Origin of the sequence: Legionella sp. km772 (genome assembly GCF_003989735.1) — a bacterium.
In the GTDB taxonomy this organism is placed as follows: Bacteria; Pseudomonadota; Gammaproteobacteria; order Legionellales; family Legionellaceae; genus Legionella.
In genome coordinates, this window is sequence record NZ_RZGQ01000009.1 from 22,804 (window position 1) to 42,226 (window position 19,423).

Sequence of the window (19,423 nt, forward strand, 5' to 3'; positions counted from 1 at the left end):
CCATTAGTCCTTAGACGTTTTCCTTAACCTAGCTAGGCGAATTAGACCGGTTTTTTATCCATAGACCAAGTTTAGTTGTTCCCCTTCGTCGAAATCTTCATTATTAAAACAATTAGTTAATTGCTGGTAAATCGTGCGGAACAAGCGCTTAACTCCAGAATCTTCGCATTGATATTGCGTTTGTTTTACCACCTCGATTACTTCATTTAATCCTTGTTGCAAAGGCTCATTTTGTACATAAAATAAACTGTTAAAGCTCGCACTAATTTCATAAGCGATCTGTTCTAAGAGCCCATCAATAAAGAACTCACTTAATAAATGGCTCACCAATACGGCAGCAGGTATAGTCGCCAATAACATTAAGGGAGGTAAAAATGCCAAGGTTAAGGAAATGGCTGTTGCTAATAAAGCAATTTGCATGAGAATCATAAATTCGTAGGCCGCGGCGATGGCGGCAATAATTTCCAATATTAGTAAGGGCAGAAAAATAGGTAAAAATAGTAAAGAGATACAGCTTTTTATAAAGCTAAACTCCATGCTATCTTCTCGCGCTGCTTTTTGTAATTGCGCAATTTTTACCTTGAGCCCCTTAAAATTTTTGGTTGAACTATTATCTAAAACCGCAAAGGCGTGTTGGATTGATTTTTTATGAGGATATTCCTTTTCCAACAGCTTTAATGCTTCTATTTTATCCAGCAATAAGCGTCTATATTTATTAGGCCCCGGATAGTGCTTAATCGTCTGCGTGCTTAAGCGATTATATTTATCATCAAGCGATCTATGGTCAAAAAAATTAGGCATGTTACATCTCTATAAGTAGGTCTGATTAAAGACAAGCGCGGCATTATAACCTCTGAATATTAAGCTAAAATTAAGGCTCCAAACTTTGAAATTAAGACCCTACGCTTAAGTAAAAATTCTTGTGGCGGCTTGTGCTAAAAAATGAATCGCCTTCAGCGGGCAAACTGGGTTCGACTGAAGTGTACTTTCTCTGCTGAAGATTCAGTGCCAAAATCCTTAAAGCGTTCTTCAATAATTCGGTAGCGTTTTAAACCACCTTCGCGATTAGCAATTTGGATATTTAAGCCGGGACGAGCATTAAGCTCTAACATCAGGGGGCCTTGTTCTTTATCTAAGACAATATCTACCCCTAAGTAACCTAAGCCAGTTAGCTCATAACAACTTGAGGCAATTTCTAAGATTTTATTCCAATAGGGCACTTCGATCCCGACAATCGAATTTAAGGTATCCGGATGATAATCAATCGTATCATTTTGGAATACACCACCAAGAGTTTTGCCGGTTGATAAATCCACCCCTACGCCAATAGCACCTTGGTGTAAATTGGCTTTCCCTCCCGATTGACGTGTAGGTAAGCGAACCATTGCCATGGCAGGATAGCCTAATAAAGTAATAATTCGGATATCCGGAATGCCCTCATAGCTCACTTCCGCAAAAACTGGATCGACAACAACGCGCTTTTCAATAATCGCATAATCAGAAGAGCCGCCTAAACTGTAGGCGCCTGATAATAAACAAGAGAGATGGTAAGTCAGTTCTTGATGCGTTGTTAATTTACCATTGATTTGCCGATAGCGACCATAGACTTTATCTTTAAATACTAAAATCCCATCACCTCCAGAGCCACGGGCTGGTTTAATAACAAAATCATCATAAGGTGCTAACCGCTCCGCTAAGGTTTTTATTTGTTGCTCAGTTTCGATAATGTCATATAACGGCGGGACGGCTATTCCCGCCTTAAGCGCTAAGCGTTTCGTTTTTAATTTATCATCCACTAAAGGAAATAATTTCCGGGGGTTATAACGCAATACAAAATCGGTATTGCGTTGATTAATACTCAAGACGCCCTGTTTTTTTAATCGACGAAACAGCTTAATCATGCTTCAGCTCGCGCAAGTGCTTTAAAACGTTTTAATTCGAAGAGGCGGTAGCCGCGGTACTGACCAAACCAAAGAATAATCGCTAACAGTATTAGCAATAATTCAGGGAAAGCAAAAACTAGATATTGCAATTCTTCAATGCTCATTGCCCAGTAAGAAATGACGGCGGCAACTAAACTTCCCGCGCCAGACTTTAATGCTTCTGATGCGCCGCGCTCATCCCAGGTAATACACATCCGCTCAATAGTCATAGTTAGAATCACCATTGGGAATAAGGCCACTGATAAGCCTGAATCTAAGCCAAGGCTTTGGCTGACTACGCTAATAAAGATCATTAACAAAATTACCACGGTAAGAATGGCTGCTAAACGCGGGACTAACAAGAGCTTCAATTGATCTAAATAAAAGCGGGCTAATAATCCAAACGATACGATAATGACAAATAAACTAATGCCCCATATCACGTGGGTTTCTCTAAACGCAAGTGCAATGAGCACTGGCATAAAGGTACCGAAGGTTTTAATGCCCACAAAATTACGTAAGAGTAAAATAATAAAAGCACCGATAGGAACAGTAAGTAAAATTTTATACGTTTCTTGGACATTAACGGGTAGTTGCAGGAGTGAAAAACGCAATAATTGTGAGTCGGCTTCAATACCGCGAGATTTAGCGACACTTAGAGCATTAATTGGTGTGGGCGAGACGGTTAAATTAAATAAGGGCTTGCTGCCTCCTGAGACGCTAAATAAAGGCTCATTGCCATATTGCCAAATAAGGAAGTCTTTGGGCAAGCCTGCGCTTCCTGTTCTTGGATTAATGTAAATCCAACGTTTGCCGTTAAAGACAGCTAAAAAAGGCTTTAATTCTGCTTTGCTTTGCTCATCTAAATAAATGCCCTTAACTGATAAAGCAAAAATCTTTGATTGATTTAGAATTAAAATGGCGGCATCGACCAGGTTTTCATCAGAAAACTCATTTCCCGTCAGTAACTTAGCATTACCGTCTTTTTTATTCAGTTCTTTTATCGTACTTTGGGCAAAAGTCTGAATGTCTGCAGAGGCGGAACGGACTTGGCTGATGATAGTTTCTACTGCAGAACGTTGATTTTCTTCAAGCGCTTGAGTTTTGATCGTAGTAGGTTTTGGTAATGCTGATTCATCACTTTCAGTTTGGCGGAAAATCGCGCGATAATAGAGTGATTGTGCTCCATTAGCTCTTCTTATCGACCAGATGGTTTCACGATTATTGCCATTTAAATTAGTGGTTACACCATAACTCCGGGACACAAAATATTCATCCAGAATAGCGAAATGAGGGGGGAGATAGGGGATATTAAAGCTTGCTTTGATAGGGGCATTACCATCCGCTATAAAGCGTAAGTTTGATTCTACCATCCAGCTATTAATAGTTTCGGTATCCGTAAGTGGTACATCCAAAACAAGGTGGCGGTATAGAAAGATTCCTGAGCCTAATAGTAAAAGCGTGAAAATCAGTCCATATACATGGCGTGTATTACTTTTCATTCTGGTTACGACTCTTAGATAAAGTAAAAGTTAAGGCAGGATCTACTGCGCCATTGAAAGCAATGATTGCATCTCTACCTAGCAATAAAGGGTAAATAAAGCGTTTGCGGTTCGTTAAATTAACTCGAATGGCCTTAATTTGATCCCCTAATTGGACGTTAAGTAGCACTACGGGGCGTTTAATCGGTGCTGAGGCGACCGCACTGGGATTCGCTTCATTAGCACGGACTTTTATTTTTACTTTCCCAATATAACGGCATTCAAAAACATAGTCTTTTTCTTTAGTGGGAACAGTAAAACGAAGATAAGGCACGCCATCAATATCAATTTCAGTAATATGGGTTGCATTTAATGATGCCGATTTTGCACCTGTATCTAATTTTGCCGATAAGGTGAGTTCTTTATCCACTAAAGTCGCTTTTTCCACAAAACCAAAATTATGTACTGCATTTCTTGCCATAAGTGGGTCAATCCAGAGTGAAATCAAAACAAAAAAAGCCCATATTAATCTCATTAAATCCTCATTATGCTCGATACACCATTAACTTTGGGCGATATCGTAGCAGGTTTGAGGCTTTAGTCACAGTCTATTGTACTATTTAGCTAAATATTTTTACAAAAATAAACCTAAATTTTAAAATTGTTGTGGTATACTTACAGATTCCCGCATGGTTTTGTATCTTTTTAATTCAAGCTGAAAAATTAATTGACATTTGAGTTAAGAATAAATACAATACGTCGCATCTAAGCTGACGGTTTCATGCCCATGTCTCTTAAGAATGATGATAATGCTTTAAATCCTAAAGATTTAGTCTTCATTTTAGCACTTGCTGGCCGTATTGACGCGCAATCAAGAATTCTTGCTGAAGAACTTGATAAAGGGCGCCACGTTTATTATGCCTACTCTGTCCTTGATTCCCTAAGCTCCTCTTATAGTATGTTCAAGTATTTCTTTGATGTCTACTTTGCGGGCACCACTGATGAAATGCATGAATTAATGCTGAGTCCTGCCGGTATTGCGGGCATTACTCTAGAATCGCTCTTCTTAGTGAGTTTCTCTTTTTTAGCCTGCCATTTCGATAAGGAAAAAGAAGATAATTATAAAAAATGGATTGCCGACGCTTGGCCCTATTTTCGCGATGTATTGAAGGGCTTAAAAAATGCTTATAAAGGCTGGCGTAGCACGGTTGCCGCAATGAACCTCTTAGGGATCACCGACGCGAGCATGCTTGTTTTACCAGTAGGGCTTGCTTTAGGGGTGGTAGGCGCGGCTAACCGCTATTTAATACGCCATTTGCGAGAAGCGCGTAAAGATATGATGGTTAACAATAGGAAATTATTTCTAGCCTTGGCTAAACTTCCTTCCTTAACCAAAGAAGGATTAGATAATTTTTACCAAGAACATGGAGCCATTCAATACCAAACAGATACTGAGCGATATTTAGGCTTTGTTAGTGCAGCGATGGGTGGGGTGATTGACGGCTTATATTTATACGTAGGGGTTTTGACTTTAAGTGTTTTTGCGCCCCAATTACTGATAGCCATGGCAAGCTTATGCGTTTTTTATACGTTGGCTTGTATTGTTACCCGGGTTTATGAAGAATATGAGTTTCAGCAAAAGCTCATGATTACCCAAACTAAATGCTTACTAGCTATTGATACCAAACAAATCCAAACCCTTTATGCGCAGTTGCTTTTACTGGAAGCAAAAACGAATAAAACGGCGGAAGACTTATTAAAAATTGCAGGTCTTAAAACGGATCTGGCTAAGTTAATAGACCATTTCGAGACTCAACGCCAATTACTGCGGCTGCAATCAAGTACCGGTCTTTTATCCAGTATGCTAACGGGCTTGAAGCACGGCCTTTATGCTTACGGGGCCCTTTCAAGTGTTTTATTTTTAACGAGTGCTATTTTAACTATGATAGGGATAGCCTTCCCTCCCGCAGTAGTTGTAGCGACGGTGTTTATTGGGCTTGCCCTTATCGCAGGGTTCATAGGTCATGCTTTATGGGTTAACGCCCAGCATACTAAAAAGCAAAATGCTAGCGATGATAGCTCCTATCAAATGCTTTTAGCAATGAAAGGACAGCTCGGCCTAAGCTCAACGGAATCACGCTTATTAACGGTTGAACAATTAAATGCGTCCCTTAAAAATGGCTTATCGGTTGAATCAGCACCGGTTCATTTTTTCCAGGAATGGTTCGAAGTATTCCGCTCCTTCTTTTCAGGCTTAAGTAAAGGGCAGAAATTTGTAGATTTTGCTGGGAACCCTTTACAAGAAATGGGCGAAGATGGCCATTATCATGACACTCCAGTCATGTATGTCTTGGGTGCCTTAAGCGCTTTGTTGTTTGGTTTTATCTTGGCCTTAAGAGCTTTGGCTCGTGGGTTTGGCCGAGCCGCTTTAGATAGCAATAAGGATCTAGTTTCGGCCGCGGAAGTTCCTGTGCGAACTAATGATCTTATTGAGGAGCAAACAGATAAGACGGTAATTCACTCGGGGCCTAGCAAAACCAAAGGGGAAGGGGAGTCAATCCACGTTGTTACACGGAATGATTCCCCAAAGAATTCAGGTCGTCTACTACCACTTTTTGGTTTTTTTGGCTCCAAAGATAAAGCATTAAGTCGTGCTCAGAGTGTTAATGAACTAAATGCCCTTGCTACTTCTGAGTCGAATACAATTCTGGGTTTAGGTTAGGATCATTATACATTTTAAATTGATGGTACACTCTAAACGTCCGTATTTTCTGTTCTACTTCATCCACAAACTCTCCTAAACAACGGCTTAATTGTTCGAGTTGTTGATCAATGGTTTCTAACTTTTTGGCACAACTATTTTTGTGCTCTTCACTGGCATCGGAGCGTAGGGTTTGTAACCTCATATGATAAGACTTCAACGAAAGAATAGACAGCCTATCGATCATCATGCCTGGGGTTTCTGAATGCACTGGACATAAATGCGGTCCGGCGGGTTTGAGGTAGTTGAAAAACCATTCGTCCATGGCTTCCATACGATTATTTCTCTGTTGGTTGAAGCCATCGATTTCCCGTTTAGCAAGGTATACGTATTCAGCGCCCATATCATCCCGCCTGGCTCGATCCTCAGCATGCCAAAGTTGATAATTAAAAGCGTGGTTTTCTTCTGCTAGTTGATAAATACCGCTATGTTGGTAGTTAATTCCTGTGGCCTTCCAGCGCTCAATAGCTTCTTTATGAAGTTTAGTTATAAAATTGGGATTGAAATCAATACTCATAGGTTTATCTCAAAGCAAAAGGCTTATTTTAGCGCAACTAGAGAGCGTAAGATATGATTTAATCCAAATTACATCCCATTATAATATTTGTTATAGATGCTTAAATAAGTTCCATCAGCTTGCATAGTCAAAATAGCTTGATTGATTTCTTTAATTATCTGCTCATTATCTGGTAGCGCAATAATGCCATAACCATCCCCTAAGGTAATTTCTTTGCTGATCGTTTTTATTCCATAGGTATTATTATTAATGTAATAAAAGGCAATAGCGCTATTGAGGGCAATAATATCCACTTTGTGCTCAATTAATGCGCTAACTAGATTGGCTATGGTATCAAAAGAAAGGATGGTATTGTCCTTGTGGTAGGGACTGCTCATTAATAAATCATAATAGGTCGTTTTAAGTGCACCAATTTTATAGTTTTTGATCTCACTTCCTTTGGGAATGGGGCTATCCAGAGTCGTGACGAATTGAAACCTACTAACCAGATAAGGAAGACTCACCGCATACTCGCTTAATTGGGATAATTGATAAGGTGATGCCAAAAGAACCACATCAATTTTTCTTTGTTCGAGTGTTGAAAACTGATTGCTAAGCGTTAAAGGACTAAAGACGCAATGCATCTTTATCAACTTGCACATAGTATTCATCATATCAATACTAAAACCAAAGAAATAAGGTTGCTTACCATCATCGGACATTTCAGAAAAGGGAGGGGCTCCTGTAATGACTCCGACGCGCAGATCCTTGGAAAAACCATAAACAGCGTTTAAAAAGAGCATAAGGAAAACGAAGAGTTTCATACCATATCCTTAGGTAAGCTAATGCAAATAATTTACAAGTTGTTGTGTTAAATTTAGAAAGTAAACAGCAATTTGTCAAAATTTGACAACAGTGGATAGTCAATAATAAATGGGTTTGCGGGGTAATTAGAGTAATTTTTTGGCAAGGCATTTGTCTAAGGCATTAGCAAAAGCGGTTTTTTCTTTAACCGATAAGCTAGGAGGACCACCCACTTTCATTCCTGAAGAGCGCAATTGCTCATTCATATCCCTTAAATTTAAACGCTGTTTAATGTCATTTGCAGTATATACCTCGCCACGAGGGTTAATAACAAAAGCGCCTGCGGCGATTGCATCCGCTGCCAGGGGAATATCCCCAGTAATGACTAAATCTTTAGGATGCAAATGCTCTACTATGTAGCAATCGGCCTTGTCAAAGCCTGACTCTACTTTAACGGATTTAATCAAAGGAGAGCTTGGGTAGCTAAGATAACTATTGGCAACAAGGGTAAGTGGGGTGTTGGTTCTCATTGCTGCGCGAAATAAGATTTCTTTAATTAATTTCGGACAAGCGTCAGCGTCGACCCAAATATGCATCTATGACCTTTTGATTCTTTTAAGTGGAAAATCTTACTAAGAGTATATTGTTTCATGAACTTAATTCACTGTATAGTATTTTTAACCAGGTTTATTTAACCTCGGTGGTGTTTTGGTTTAGGAAAATTAGATGTTTGTTTTAGGGATGTCGGAATGAAGTTGTTGATTGAGACTATTAGCCTCCAACTTGGCCAACAAGCTCACCTTGAGTTGAGGCCTGATTTACTTGCTCCGCTTCATTTAAGTGAGCCTTATGCTTCTAAGACTCTGGGTGGAGCGAATTCACGCGAAGCAAATGGATTGGCTGCAATTTTTTCCAGAATATCGACGCCAGAAACACCGGTAGTGCATCAAGACCTACTTGAGAAAATAAAGCCTCTCTTGCGCCGCTTTTGTAGTGCCAAACCCTTAATAAATCAGATACTCGAACAACCACAGAGCCTTATCGATGTGTTGAGAAATAGTTCAATGCCCGTCTTAGAAGCTCTCCAGGGCTTAGGTCTAAGCCCGCAGTGGACTTCATTAATAACAGTGGTTACGGGAAGAGATGAATGCCTATCCGAACTTAAGCGGAGAGAATGTATTAATTTTTTGCGCGATCTTAGTTGGTTAGAAGAATTAAAAACTTCTATGCAAGAAGCGCAAATTTTATTCACCTTGGGTTTTCAACTATTGACCGTTACCAAAACTGATACGGATGCGTCTTTGCAAGAGCTAGCAGATTTTTGCGAAGAATACCCCTTGACGCTGCCACCTTTAGGTTTAAATCAATTTATTACTACCTACTTAAGACAATTGAGTAAGAGTGTGGTGCGGGCCACTAATACCGAATTCATCCGGCTACTTAGCCAACTGCTGAAAAATCTTAAGTCAGCCGAGCAACAGACGGTAATTAGCCATTTAAGCGCTTTCGACTTATCGAATTTGCTGAAGCTTGGAATGGAGGATCTCTTTTGGTGCGAGCCTAAATCGCAACAAGCCTACCGCGATATTTTACTCATCCTGCATTCCCACGCCGGCTTTCCTCTGCGATCTCGTATTGAAGAAGCATTAAATAAGCTTGCTGAGGCTATTGCCCACAATGAGGTGAAGCAAGATAATTCTCATAATGAACCAGCAAACCTAGTCCAAGATTTTAAAAAAAGGCCTATCGCGTATGAGCTTGAAAAACTGCAAACCCATCATCCCTATGGGGTTCCTTTAAAAAAGGACTTACGCGCGCTTGCTTTATACCACAGTTATGGTTTAGATAAGCTGGCTGATGCAGCTTGCTTAAGCTCTTTAATTCGCCATTTAGACAGCAAAGATATTTTTTCCTTATGGCTTAAGATCCCGGATCCTAACCAAGGCCTTGTTTTTTTTCATGCTCTTTTCCTTCATGATAAATGTCGGGATCGCTTACTTTTAGGGAACTATGGGAGCCATTTCGCCCGATTTTTAAAGCAACAGTCCCCAGCGGTTGTCTTGCGCACCTATTTAACCAGCTTCCATGAACAACCTTGGTTTTTAGACGGCTTAACGCTTTTCGCCCGTTTTGGGCAAGAGTTTGGGCAAGAATTATTGCTCATCGAGACATTGGCTGGGGTCTATGAAGATGAATTAGCGGGCGAGTCATGGAATACTCTATTATTCACCTTAATAAATACCGCCAAAGGGGTGAGTGTGTTATTAGATAAGTTTGGCCAAGATGATCAAACGCTTGCGATTCAACAATTAAAATTTAATCTCTTGGCCAAGCTCTGTACTTATTTTAATAAACAACACTTAGTATTCTTACTCAAAACATTAAATCAAACTTCATCTTGGGATAACAACCCTTACTACCGCTTCGCTTTAATCTTCCTCCACAGTCAACACCAGCGCTTGTTCGGTGCTACATCCCTCTGGGGTGATGAGGAATTAGCCGTTCTGGCATTATTTATAGAACGTCATTTAAGTGAAAATAATCTTTGGGATAAGCATAGTTCATTGGGTTTTAAACTATTAGGCTTTCTGCTCTTTTACTGTGCAGCGACGGGTTATACTAAATTATTTTTTAACAGCGAGGGGCAATTCAACAGGTTAATTACTTATTCAATACCTCGCCACCTATTGATACGCTTAGCCGATGACTTTACTAAAGCTAGTTCCGCAGCGCAAAAAAGTTATTTATGTACATTATTTACTGTTCCTGATGAAGCTGGTGCAAGAGGGGCAACTAAACTTCTACCTCCTATTCCTGTCCTTGGGGTTTATTTACTGTATTATCAGGGACCGAGTGCGGCCCTTGAGCAGTTACTTGGCCATTATTTTATAACTTATGCAGACAAACCGACCTTAATCTACCCCTTAGCCGCGCTTTTATCTGATTTCGCAGAGCGTAGTATTGCTGCGGTTATTTTTGATAGTTTGCAAAAATTTATTTTTAATAATCCCCACTATTTGAATGCAGCTCTTTTTGCTCATTTGACGCGTTACTATACCCAGCAAAAATCAGGCCTAGGTAGGGTTGATATGGATGGACACATTCAATTATTAAGTTATTGGGGAAAAACGGGTAATTATCAACTGGTCAACCACAGCGTAGGTATTTTATTACCGCTGTGCCAAGATGAATCGTTAAAACTTCGTTTAAATAAGGTAGAGCTGGAGTCTAGGCTCGAGGCTCAATTACAAGGACGGATAAACAGTCCTTCTTTACACCATAAGCTTATCAAGTGGTGTAGCCGGTTATGGCATTATGGAGTGCGATGGCCCGCCACCCGTTCAGGGCTGCTTGTCTTTGCGGATGAGGCAGATCATTATATTTCCCCTCTGTATTTCGCCAAGCCCCAGATAAAACATCCGCAGTGGCAAGTGGAGGAAAAGCCAGTCCAGGTGGACCGCGCTTCAGCGTTTTCTGTTTTATTGTCTGAGGTTATACGTAGTGCCCTTAATAAAAACGAGAGAGAATTCTTCGGAAAAATAAAGCAAACTCTATTTGCACCAGCGAATTCCGCACCTCATATTTTACCGGAGGTTGCTAGTAAACAACTGGAGGCGCATGTATAATTCTTAAAAGCTCGTCATTCTATCGTTTGCGTATAGAAGCTTCATATAATCATAGTAAGTAGTTCTTTCTAATGTAATTTTAATGGTTCGTAGTTCATTTTCTGTGGAGAAAAAATGCGATTTTTAATTTGTCTTTATTTGGGCTTACTTCCTTTTATTAGTTATGCGGAAGCGACTTTACCTGCTGGTTGTGAGGCAGTAGCAGTACAAGGGGACTCAGTGACTTTGAAGGCTAAAAAGCCAAAAGTGGTGTTCATTCATAATCTGTCTAAAAGTGATTTATGGCTAACCCATCCCGTCACTGATCCTAGTGCGAGTGCTGGATGGACAAGCCGTATCCAAGCAGATCATTGGTCGGCATTAGCGGTGGATAAACCCTCTTTTGTCGTCAGTTGTATTGAGTCCAAGCCAGGCCATGAGCAGGAAATTCCCTGTGAAGGGGCTATTGCAGTTTGCCAATGGAAGGGGGCAAAATTTCCCGAAAATAGCCAGGGTACCTTCTGGGCCGGCGAGGATCTACCTTTAGCTGAGCTCACAGCCGCAATCGGCGGACGAGGATTTGTATTGCCAGCCAATAAATAGTGTTTTTAAAGGCTGGATAAATAAGAAGATAAAAGTATCTGTCTTGCCACTAGCAACGATAAGTGGTAGAACAAGATATATAATATTAAAGCAATCAATAATTAATGCGTGGTGATGGGTGAGTAAAAAGTCAAAAGATCCTTTTTATAAAAGAGAAAGTGAAAAATATGCGGATCCAATTCCGAGTCGTGAGTACATCATGGAGGTACTTAACGATTATGGTAAACCTATGTCACGCAATAAATTATTTGATCAATTAAACTTAGAGCAAGAGAGCAGAAAGGAGTCGCTAGGATTTCGCTTAAAGGCGATGTTGCGCGATGGCCAAATCATGCAGGACAGGAAAGGACGGTTTTGCCTTTTACAAAAAATTAATTTACGGCGTGGCTCAGTACAAGGCCATCCTGACGGCTATGGTTTTTTTATTCCTGATGACGGCGGGGAAGACATGCTGCTTTCGGCCAAGGAAATGAAAACGGTAATGCATGGTGATCTGGTCCTTGCTTATCAAAGCGGTATGGATCGCCGCGGGCGGCCAGAAGGTAAAATCCATGAGGTTTTAGAGCACGCTAATGCAACGGTTGTGGGTCGTTTTTTCAGTGAGCATGGTATAAGCTTCGTTATCCCCGATAGCAAACGTTTAACCCAAGATATTTCAATTCCCCAGGAATTAATCGGCAATGCTAAAAATGGGCAAATGGTCTTGGTGGAGCTTATTGCTTTTCCCAGTAAACATGCCCAAGCTGTGGGTAAAATAATGCATGTCTTAGGCGAGCATATGGCTCCCGGTATGGAGATTCAAGTAGCTATACATGCCCATGGCATTCCTTTTGAATGGCCTAGTGATGTCCTTAGCGAAGTGGGAAAAATTCCTCAACAAGTCACTGAGTCACAAATCAAAGGACGCACGGATTTACGTTCCTTAGGCTTTGTTACCATTGATGGCGATGATGCCAAAGATTTTGATGATGCGGTGTATTGCTACACTAAACCCAAAGGTGGTTTTCAATTATATGTAGCGATTGCTGATGTGAGCCATTATGTTGCTCAAGATTCGGCTCTCGATAAAGAAGCGGCGCGGCGTGGTAATTCCGTTTATTTTCCAGGCAAAGTAGTGCCGATGCTGCCAGAGGCTTTATCTAATGGCCTGTGCTCATTAAATCCTAAGGTGGATCGCCTCTGTATGGTTGCAGAGCTATCCATTAGTGCGGAAGGAAAAATTTCCCGCTCCCGATTTTACCGCGCGGTGATTCATTCCCAGGCACGCCTGACTTACACCCAAGTTGGGGCTTGGTTGGCTGCAGGAAAAATTGACCCAGCCTATCAAGATCTGTGGCCCTCTTTGGAGGCGCTTTATAGCCTGTATCAAGTCTTGCTGACGACGCGTAAAGAGCGGGGGGCAATGGATTTTGAAACTACAGAAACACGTATTGAATTTGATGAAAATAAAAAAATTAAATGTATTGTTCCTGTAATACGCAATGATGCTCATAAGCTTATTGAAGAATGCATGTTAGCTGCTAATGTTGCCACGGCGCGCTTTTTACAAAAAGCTGAGATTCCTACTTTGTACCGTGTTCATGCGGCGCCTGAAGAAGATAAAATTACTGCTCTACGCCAATTTTTAGGGGAGTTAGGTTTGCAATTAGGTGGGGGTAAAAAGCCTGGGCCTAAAGACTTCCAACGCACTATGAATTCCATCGGCGATAGACCTGAGAAACACCTTATTGAAACGGTGATGTTACGTTCTTTAAAACAAGCCCAATATATTGAAGCCAATGAGGGGCATTTTGGTCTAGCCTACTCTGCCTATACCCATTTTACCTCGCCAATTAGGCGTTATCCGGATTTATTAATTCATCGCGCCTTAGGACATTTACTGGATAATAAACCCGTCTATGAATTTAGTTACACTCATGATGATATGAATCGCCTTGGCAAGCATACATCCATGACAGAGCGTCGCGCTGATGATGCGACACGAGAGGTAGTGGCTTGGTTAAAATGTGAGTACATGCAGGATAAATTAGGACAGGTTTTCACTGGACGAATTTCGGCTGTCACAAGCTTTGGTATTTTTGTTGAACTCGATGAAGTCTATGTTGAAGGTTTAGTGCATATCACTTCCTTGAAAAATGATTATTATAATTATGACGCTAGCAAGCATCGATTAGTGGGTACTCGTGGGGGCAATGTCTATCATTTAGGCGATAGAATGACCGTTTTAGTAGCGCGAGTCGATCTTGATGAACGCAAAATTGATTTTGAACCGGTAGAAGAAAATATAAAGAATGAGTGAGCATTTTGTTTATGGAGTACATGCGGTAGCGGCCTTATTAGATAACCCTCATCGCAAGATATTTAAAATTTATCTCAGCCAAGAGCGGGATGATAAGCGCGTCCACGATCTAGTTAATCAGGCAAAGCAAGCGGCGATTCCTATAGAGCCTATGGCTATACAAAAAATGAATCAGCGCTTCGCTGGTTATAATCATCAAGGAATAGTGGCCGAAGCCTCTGCATTGCCCGAATATAATGAGGGGCATCTCATCCCTCTTTTAGAAGCAAGCAAGACCCCTGTCTTAATTCTAATCTTAGATGGTATTACTGATCCCCATAATTTAGGGGCTTGCTTACGTTCTGCGGATGCAACCGGGGTGGATTTCTTAGTGATCCCTAAAGATAAGAGTGCAAGCATCACCCCAGTTGTGAGTAAAGTTGCCTGTGGTGCTGCAGAGTCGGTGCCCTTAGTGCGCGTTACTAATTTAGCACGGGCAATGGATACCTTAAAAGAGCAAGGGGTGTGGATTTATGGCGCAGCAGGTGAAGCAAGGGCTAGTCTATATCAGACTGATTGTAGTGGACCGCTGGCCATTGTAATGGGTGCCGAAGCAGAGGGTTTAAGGCGACTTACTCGCGAGCATTGCGATGGTCTTTTTTCTTTACCCATGCTAGGAACGGTGGAAAGCTTGAACGTATCTGTAGCCACTGGTGTTTCTTTATATGAAGTGGTTCGGCAAAGACAGAAGGCAGGATGATGCAGGAATTAAAGATTAAAGCAGCTAAAGCAGCACTTCAGTATGTTGAAGATAATATGACTTTGGGCATTGGTACTGGTTCTACCGTGAATTGTTTGATTCAAGAACTTGCGCAAATAAAACATCGCATTGATGCTTGTGTTGCTAGTTCACGGGCTACTGAAGCCTTATTAAAGGCAGCGGGTATTCCGGTCATCGATTTAAATGCTACTGCAGAACTTGCTTTATATATCGATGGTGCTGATGAAGTGGATGCCCAAGGCCAGATGATTAAAGGTGGGGGTGGTGCTTTAACCCGTGAGAAAATTGTAGCGAATGTGGCGGAACAATTCATCTGCATTGTGGATGAGTCAAAAATGGTCACCCATTTAGGTGATTTTCCTCTGGCCGTAGAAGTGATCCCGATGGCACGAAGTTTTGTGGCAAGACAACTTGTTTTATTAGGTGGTGATCCAGAATATCGAGAGGGCTTTATAACCGATAATGGTAATATTATTCTGGATGTATTTAATTTGCCCATGCACTCACTCCTTGAGCTGGAAAACAGCATTAATATTATTCCTGGGGTGGTAGAAAATGGTCTCTTTGCTCATCGCCGGGCGGATAAAATTTTAGTGGCTTCGGAACAAGAGCTCCGTTGTGTGAAGATCGAGAAAAAAACGCATCAATAAGACAGGTAAGCGCTCATGGATACGCAAAAAGTATTTGTAAACCGTATTTTGAATATGAGGAAAATAAAATTAATCGGTGTAGATATGGATCACACCTTGATTCGTTATAATTCCGAACAGTTTGAAGCTTTAGTTTATCAGCTCATTACCGAGCGTTTAGTACAGTTAAAAAACTATCCTGAGCAAATTAAATCATTTAAATTTAATTACCATGATGCAATTCGTGGTCTCGTAATTGATACCAAAAATGGCAATATTTTAAAACTAAGTCGTTATGGAGCCATTCGACAAAGCTATCATGGGACTAAATCAATTAGTTTTAGCGATCAACAAAATTTTTACCGCAGTATTTATGTAGACTTAGGCGATCCGAATTACATGCCTATTGATACCTCCTTTTCTATTTCTTTTTGTGTTTTATATAGTCAATTAGTCGACTTAAAAGATGAGTTAGGGATTAGAATGCCTAGTTATCAAACCATCGCAGCCGATGTGCAATATTGTGTGGACAAAGTCCATTCCGATGGGAGTTTAAAACAGATTATTGCCAAAAATTTAAAAAAATATGTCATAAAAGAAAAAGCAGTGGTGGATGGGTTGAAACATTACCTTCGCCATGGAAAGAAAATATTTATTTTAACTAATTCAGAATATTCCTACACTAAATTGCTGTTAGATTATGCCATTACTCCCTTTCTCGATAAAGGCGAGTCATGGCAGGATCTGTTCGAATACGTCGTTACTTTAGCCAATAAACCCCGATTTTTTTATGATAACCTGCGTTTCTTATCGGTAAATCCAGAGACGGGTTTAATGACTAATGCAGAGGGTCCTATTGGACCTGGAGTTTATCAAGGTGGAAATGCGAAAAAATTTACTGAGTCATTGAATATTCGCGGGGATGAAATTTTATACATTGGTGATCATATTTATGGTGATATCTTACGCTTGAAGAAAGACTGTAATTGGCGCACGGCTTTAGTGGTTGAAGAGCTTGGCCAAGAAATCGCAGCTCAGGTTCAGGCTATGCCGATTGAAAAAAGTATTGCCGAAGCCATGGATGTCAAAAAAGGCTTAGAACAGCAATATGTTGCTTTATGCACACGGGGTATTGATGAACATTCAACTGCCTACGATGGAGAAATTTATAATTTACAGTCCCAGCTTACTGCCTTAGATGTAGAGATATCTAAGTTATTAAAAGAGCAGAGTGCTTTTTACAATCCAAAGTGGGAACGAATTTTTAGAGCGGGTGCTGAAGAAAGTTATTTTGCTTACCAAGTAGATCGTTTTGCCTGTATTTATATGGAAAAACTATCCGATCTATTAGCACTGTCGCCGCTTAATTATTTTCGTGCTAATCGGCGTTTGCTTGCCCACGATATTGATTTTTAGTTTAACTAAAATCTATTGCGGTCAAACTTTGGCTCCATAAGGGAAGGGAAAAGCCTCTTCTAATTTTTTGTTAATCTATTCGCCCGTAGATTTAGGTAAGATTTTATTTAACCATCTGGGTAAATACCAATTCCATTTTTTTAGCAAAATCATCGTTGAGGGAACCAAAAGGGTTCGGATTAAAAAGGCATCGACAAAGATAGCAACGGCAATGCCCAGACCAAATGCTTTAACCATCAAGACGTCGGCCACTAAAAAAGACCCACATAGAAAAATTACGATGAGTGCCGCGCTAGTAATAATGCGGCTGGTTTTTTCTATGCCGAAAATAATACTGCGATGATTGCTTTTGGTGGCCTCGTAATATTCTTTAATGCGCGACAATAAAAACACTTCATAGTCCATGGAAAATCCAAATAAAGCGCAAAAGATAATAACTAAAATGCTAAGATCTAACATACCCTGCGGTTGAAAATTAAGCCAGGCAGCTAAATGCCCCTCCTGAAAAATAAACACTAAGGCTCCATAACAAGCACAGAGGCTAAGTAAATTCATTAAGATGGCTTTAAATGGTAAAAATAATGAGCGCAAGAGTACTAGTAGAATTAGGTAAGTTGAAGCCATAATCCATAATAGGGCATAAGGGAGGTTTTCCCAAATACTATCAAAAATATCCTCGTTAATTACGGGTACTCCCGTTAGATAGACCCGCATGCCTGCTGGTGGTGTTAAGGTTTCTAAGTTAGTGATCAATTTATTCGTTTGTTCGGAATTTAACGAGTACTTGCTGACAATATTAAGAAGGGTACTGTCTTGGCTTGTGGTGGTATCAAGCATTTTTTTTACGTCCTCATCCTTAATTTTCTTTTGCGTGTACAGGCGGTAATACTGATATCGAGAAAGCTCAGGGCTCGTTGTGACAATGGAATTCACTTGTTTTACCAAAGGGTTTTCTTTTATCTCTTGGGTAAAATCATAGATTTTATAAATATTTTTTTTGCTTAAGAGAGGAGGCGCATCGGTTTTAACGAGCAGGAGGATGGGGTTTAGCTCCTGGCCGTTAAACTTTTGTTCATAAGTGTCAAAAAAAGCCCGGCTTTTTGACTGCTCTGGGAATATTTTATAATCAGACAAGCCAAATTCAGCCGAAAGAAAGGGATAACCCAATACCAGTAAAAAGATGAAGATAGGAATAAAAAATACCAAGGGTCGTTTGACGACCCGCTCGGCCATCCATCGCCAAAATCTAAAATGTTTAAAAGGATGAGGAATTTTTACCGCCAATAAATTTATTCGCTGTTGTAATACCGCAAGAATTGCCGGTAAAAACACAAGGGCGGTGACTACCGCCACAAATACTGCCATCATGCCTCCTACAGCAACCGAAAATAAAATATTGATAGGAAAGAAATACAATGCACTAAGGCTTACAAAGACCGCCAGGCCACTAAAAAAAATAGCCTTGCCTGCCGTTGCTTGGGTGGCAGCTAAGGCATCGATAATGGTTTTTTGTTTGACTAATTCATCTCTAAAGCGGCTAATGATAAACAACGCATAATCCAAACTAAGGCATAAGCCTAAAAGCAGGGCAATATTGATGGTAAAAATCGACAAAGTGAAAGCATGGCCAATGATATAAAGTGAACTTAAAATCATTAATGCACAGCCGCCGCCTAAAAAAATGGGCAGGAAAGCGGCCACTACAGAGCCGAATACAAAAAGCAGGGTAACAATGGCAACCGGCGTTGCAATCATATCGGCTTTATAGAGGTCTATTTGCGTTTGTTGATTGACATCTTCAACAAAAATGGGCTCCCCTCCTATTTGGACAGTCATGTCAGGAGGAATGGTAATCAATGATTTTAATTCCTTTAACCGCTCACCATGCAGGGCCTCTAAGCTTTTAACAATAACCACGACGTAGGCGGTATGTTTATCTTTGGATATCTGTTTGCTGTTTGCACTAGGGAGTAGCAGCTCATAAGGTAAAGAAAAATTTTTTAAGTCTTTCAGTGAATCATTAATTCTTTTATTAAATTGCTTACTAGTCGCTTTTAAGTTTTTACTGGTATACATAATCATTAACTGATTATGGTGGTCATAATTGAGGCTTTTGTTGAGCTCTTGCTCGGCTTTTGCACTTTCAGAATGTTCAGCAATAAATCCAGTAGTTTTAAATGGAGCAATTATATGCGGCAATAGGGGAAGGCAGGCAAAAAGAATTAAAAACCAGAGAACGATAATAAGCCATCGTATTGGATAGATGAGCGCCCCAAATTTATAAAATAATGTTTTTTTCATCCTAATCGCCATTCCTTTGTATAAAATCCATTAATACAGCTGAATGTAAAACGAATATTGGATATTCCCTCTTACGCAATAAGCATAGTTTAAATTGCTTCACCCTCTTTTTTGACGCTGACTCTTACTGCCACCTACAAGCACTCAATTTTAATTTTTAGCTAAATACAGTTGATCTTTTATTTGTGCAGAGAGTCGACTATTTAAACTATAGACTATTTTTTAATAACTCATGTTACGCACATAAACTTGTAGTTTGACTAAAAAGCATTAGAATTCCGCCCTTAATTTTAGGGAGGGAATTAAATGGATATGCTTGATCTTTATAGTGATTATTTGATTTTCC

15 protein-coding genes are annotated in these 19,423 nt (G+C 40.2%); 7 read left to right on the top strand and 8 right to left on the bottom strand.

Translation table 11 applies throughout. The features are described 5' to 3' along the window. Positions 1-54: 54 nt before the first annotated feature. From ELY15_RS02125 to ELY15_RS02140, 4 genes are all read right to left on the bottom strand, one after another. Positions 55-801, bottom strand: coding sequence for a hypothetical protein (locus tag ELY15_RS02125; protein ID WP_127098014.1), 747 nt, complete (start codon positions 799-801; stop codon positions 55-57). Positions 802-953: 152 nt separating this feature from the next. Then, a complete protein-coding gene (locus tag ELY15_RS02130; RefSeq protein WP_127098015.1) occupies positions 954-1,901 on the bottom strand; it encodes an alpha-L-glutamate ligase-like protein in 948 nt (315 codons plus the stop codon). Then, a complete protein-coding gene (locus ELY15_RS02135; RefSeq protein ID WP_127098016.1) occupies positions 1,898-3,424 on the bottom strand; it encodes an inactive transglutaminase family protein in 1,527 nt (508 codons plus the stop codon). The genes ELY15_RS02130 and ELY15_RS02135 overlap by 4 nt, the downstream gene beginning before the upstream one ends. After that, complete coding sequence (locus ELY15_RS02140) at positions 3,414-3,938, bottom strand: RimK/LysX family protein (protein WP_127098017.1); 525 nt, start codon at positions 3,936-3,938, stop codon at positions 3,414-3,416. The genes ELY15_RS02135 and ELY15_RS02140 overlap by 11 nt, the downstream gene beginning before the upstream one ends. Before the next feature lie 252 nt (positions 3,939-4,190). On the opposite strand from ELY15_RS02140, the gene ELY15_RS02145 reads away from it, so the two are divergent. Next, on the top strand, positions 4,191-6,125 hold the full coding sequence (locus tag ELY15_RS02145) for a hypothetical protein (protein ID WP_127098018.1): 1,935 nt from the start codon (positions 4,191-4,193) through the stop codon (positions 6,123-6,125). Here the strand turns inward: ELY15_RS02145 and ELY15_RS02150 are convergent. The 3 genes from ELY15_RS02150 to ELY15_RS02160 form a co-directional block, all read right to left on the bottom strand. Beyond that, on the bottom strand, positions 6,088-6,681 hold the full coding sequence (locus ELY15_RS02150) for a DUF4254 domain-containing protein (RefSeq protein WP_127098019.1): 594 nt from the start codon (positions 6,679-6,681) through the stop codon (positions 6,088-6,090). The genes ELY15_RS02145 and ELY15_RS02150 overlap by 38 nt on opposite strands. Before the next feature lie 68 nt (positions 6,682-6,749). Then, positions 6,750-7,484, bottom strand: coding sequence for a transporter substrate-binding domain-containing protein (locus ELY15_RS02155; RefSeq protein WP_127098020.1), 735 nt, complete (start codon positions 7,482-7,484; stop codon positions 6,750-6,752). A gap of 126 nt (positions 7,485-7,610) precedes the next feature. Next, a complete protein-coding gene (locus tag ELY15_RS02160) occupies positions 7,611-8,060 on the bottom strand; it encodes a YaiI/YqxD family protein (protein ID WP_127098021.1) in 450 nt (149 codons plus the stop codon). 153 nt (positions 8,061-8,213) lie between these two features. Here ELY15_RS02160 and ELY15_RS02165 point away from each other — a divergent pair, with 153 nt between their 5' ends. The 6 genes from ELY15_RS02165 (at position 8,214) to ELY15_RS02190 (ending at position 16,776) form a co-directional block, all read left to right on the top strand. Continuing rightward, positions 8,214-11,090 carry a hypothetical protein gene (locus ELY15_RS02165; RefSeq protein ID WP_127098022.1) on the top strand — a complete coding sequence of 959 codons (2,877 nt, stop codon included), beginning with the start codon at positions 8,214-8,216 and terminating at the stop codon, positions 11,088-11,090. 114 nt (positions 11,091-11,204) lie between these two features. Further along, positions 11,205-11,672 carry a hypothetical protein gene (locus ELY15_RS02170; RefSeq protein WP_127098023.1) on the top strand — a complete coding sequence of 156 codons (468 nt, stop codon included), beginning with the start codon at positions 11,205-11,207 and terminating at the stop codon, positions 11,670-11,672. Between the two features lie 118 nt (positions 11,673-11,790). Then, positions 11,791-13,971, top strand: coding sequence for a ribonuclease R (gene rnr / locus ELY15_RS02175; RefSeq protein ID WP_127098024.1), 2,181 nt, complete (start codon positions 11,791-11,793; stop codon positions 13,969-13,971). Continuing rightward, positions 13,964-14,710 carry a 23S rRNA (guanosine(2251)-2'-O)-methyltransferase RlmB gene (gene rlmB, locus ELY15_RS02180; RefSeq protein WP_127098025.1) on the top strand — a complete coding sequence of 249 codons (747 nt, stop codon included), beginning with the start codon at positions 13,964-13,966 and terminating at the stop codon, positions 14,708-14,710. Before rnr ends, rlmB begins: the two co-directional genes overlap by 8 nt. Beyond that, positions 14,710-15,381, top strand: coding sequence for a ribose-5-phosphate isomerase RpiA (gene rpiA / locus ELY15_RS02185; protein WP_127098029.1), 672 nt, complete (start codon positions 14,710-14,712; stop codon positions 15,379-15,381). Before rlmB ends, rpiA begins: the two co-directional genes overlap by 1 nt. Positions 15,382-15,396: 15 nt before the next feature. Next, a complete protein-coding gene (locus ELY15_RS02190) occupies positions 15,397-16,776 on the top strand; it encodes an HAD-IG family 5'-nucleotidase (protein ID WP_127098026.1) in 1,380 nt (459 codons plus the stop codon). Between the two features lie 75 nt (positions 16,777-16,851). Here ELY15_RS02190 and ELY15_RS02195 read toward each other — a convergent pair whose 3' ends face one another. Continuing rightward, on the bottom strand, positions 16,852-19,077 hold the full coding sequence (locus ELY15_RS02195; RefSeq protein WP_233586488.1) for an MMPL family transporter: 2,226 nt from the start codon (positions 19,075-19,077) through the stop codon (positions 16,852-16,854). Positions 19,078-19,423: the final 346 nt, after the last annotated feature.

Bases quoted from the DNA above. Each gene is read 5' to 3' on its own strand.
- ELY15_RS02125 (WP_127098014.1), bottom strand. From the start codon at position 801: ATGCCTAATTTTTTTGACCATAGATCGCTTGATGATAAATATAATCGC.
- ELY15_RS02130 (WP_127098015.1), bottom strand. From the start codon at position 1,901: ATGATTAAGCTGTTTCGTCGATTAAAAAAACAGGGCGTCTTGAGTATT.
- ELY15_RS02135 (WP_127098016.1), bottom strand. From the start codon at position 3,424: ATGAAAAGTAATACACGCCATGTATATGGACTGATTTTCACGCTTTTA.
- ELY15_RS02140 (WP_127098017.1), bottom strand. From the start codon at position 3,938: ATGAGATTAATATGGGCTTTTTTTGTTTTGATTTCACTCTGGATTGAC.
- ELY15_RS02145 (WP_127098018.1), top strand. From the start codon at position 4,191: ATGTCTCTTAAGAATGATGATAATGCTTTAAATCCTAAAGATTTAGTC.
- ELY15_RS02150 (WP_127098019.1), bottom strand. From the start codon at position 6,681: ATGAGTATTGATTTCAATCCCAATTTTATAACTAAACTTCATAAAGAA.
- ELY15_RS02155 (WP_127098020.1), bottom strand. From the start codon at position 7,484: ATGAAACTCTTCGTTTTCCTTATGCTCTTTTTAAACGCTGTTTATGGT.
- ELY15_RS02160 (WP_127098021.1), bottom strand. From the start codon at position 8,060: ATGCATATTTGGGTCGACGCTGACGCTTGTCCGAAATTAATTAAAGAA.
- ELY15_RS02165 (WP_127098022.1), top strand. From the start codon at position 8,214: ATGAAGTTGTTGATTGAGACTATTAGCCTCCAACTTGGCCAACAAGCT.
- ELY15_RS02170 (WP_127098023.1), top strand. From the start codon at position 11,205: ATGCGATTTTTAATTTGTCTTTATTTGGGCTTACTTCCTTTTATTAGT.
- rlmB (WP_127098025.1), top strand. From the start codon at position 13,964: ATGAGTGAGCATTTTGTTTATGGAGTACATGCGGTAGCGGCCTTATTA.
- rpiA (WP_127098029.1), top strand. From the start codon at position 14,710: ATGCAGGAATTAAAGATTAAAGCAGCTAAAGCAGCACTTCAGTATGTT.
- ELY15_RS02190 (WP_127098026.1), top strand. From the start codon at position 15,397: ATGGATACGCAAAAAGTATTTGTAAACCGTATTTTGAATATGAGGAAA.
- ELY15_RS02195 (WP_233586488.1), bottom strand. From the start codon at position 19,077: ATGAAAAAAACATTATTTTATAAATTTGGGGCGCTCATCTATCCAATA.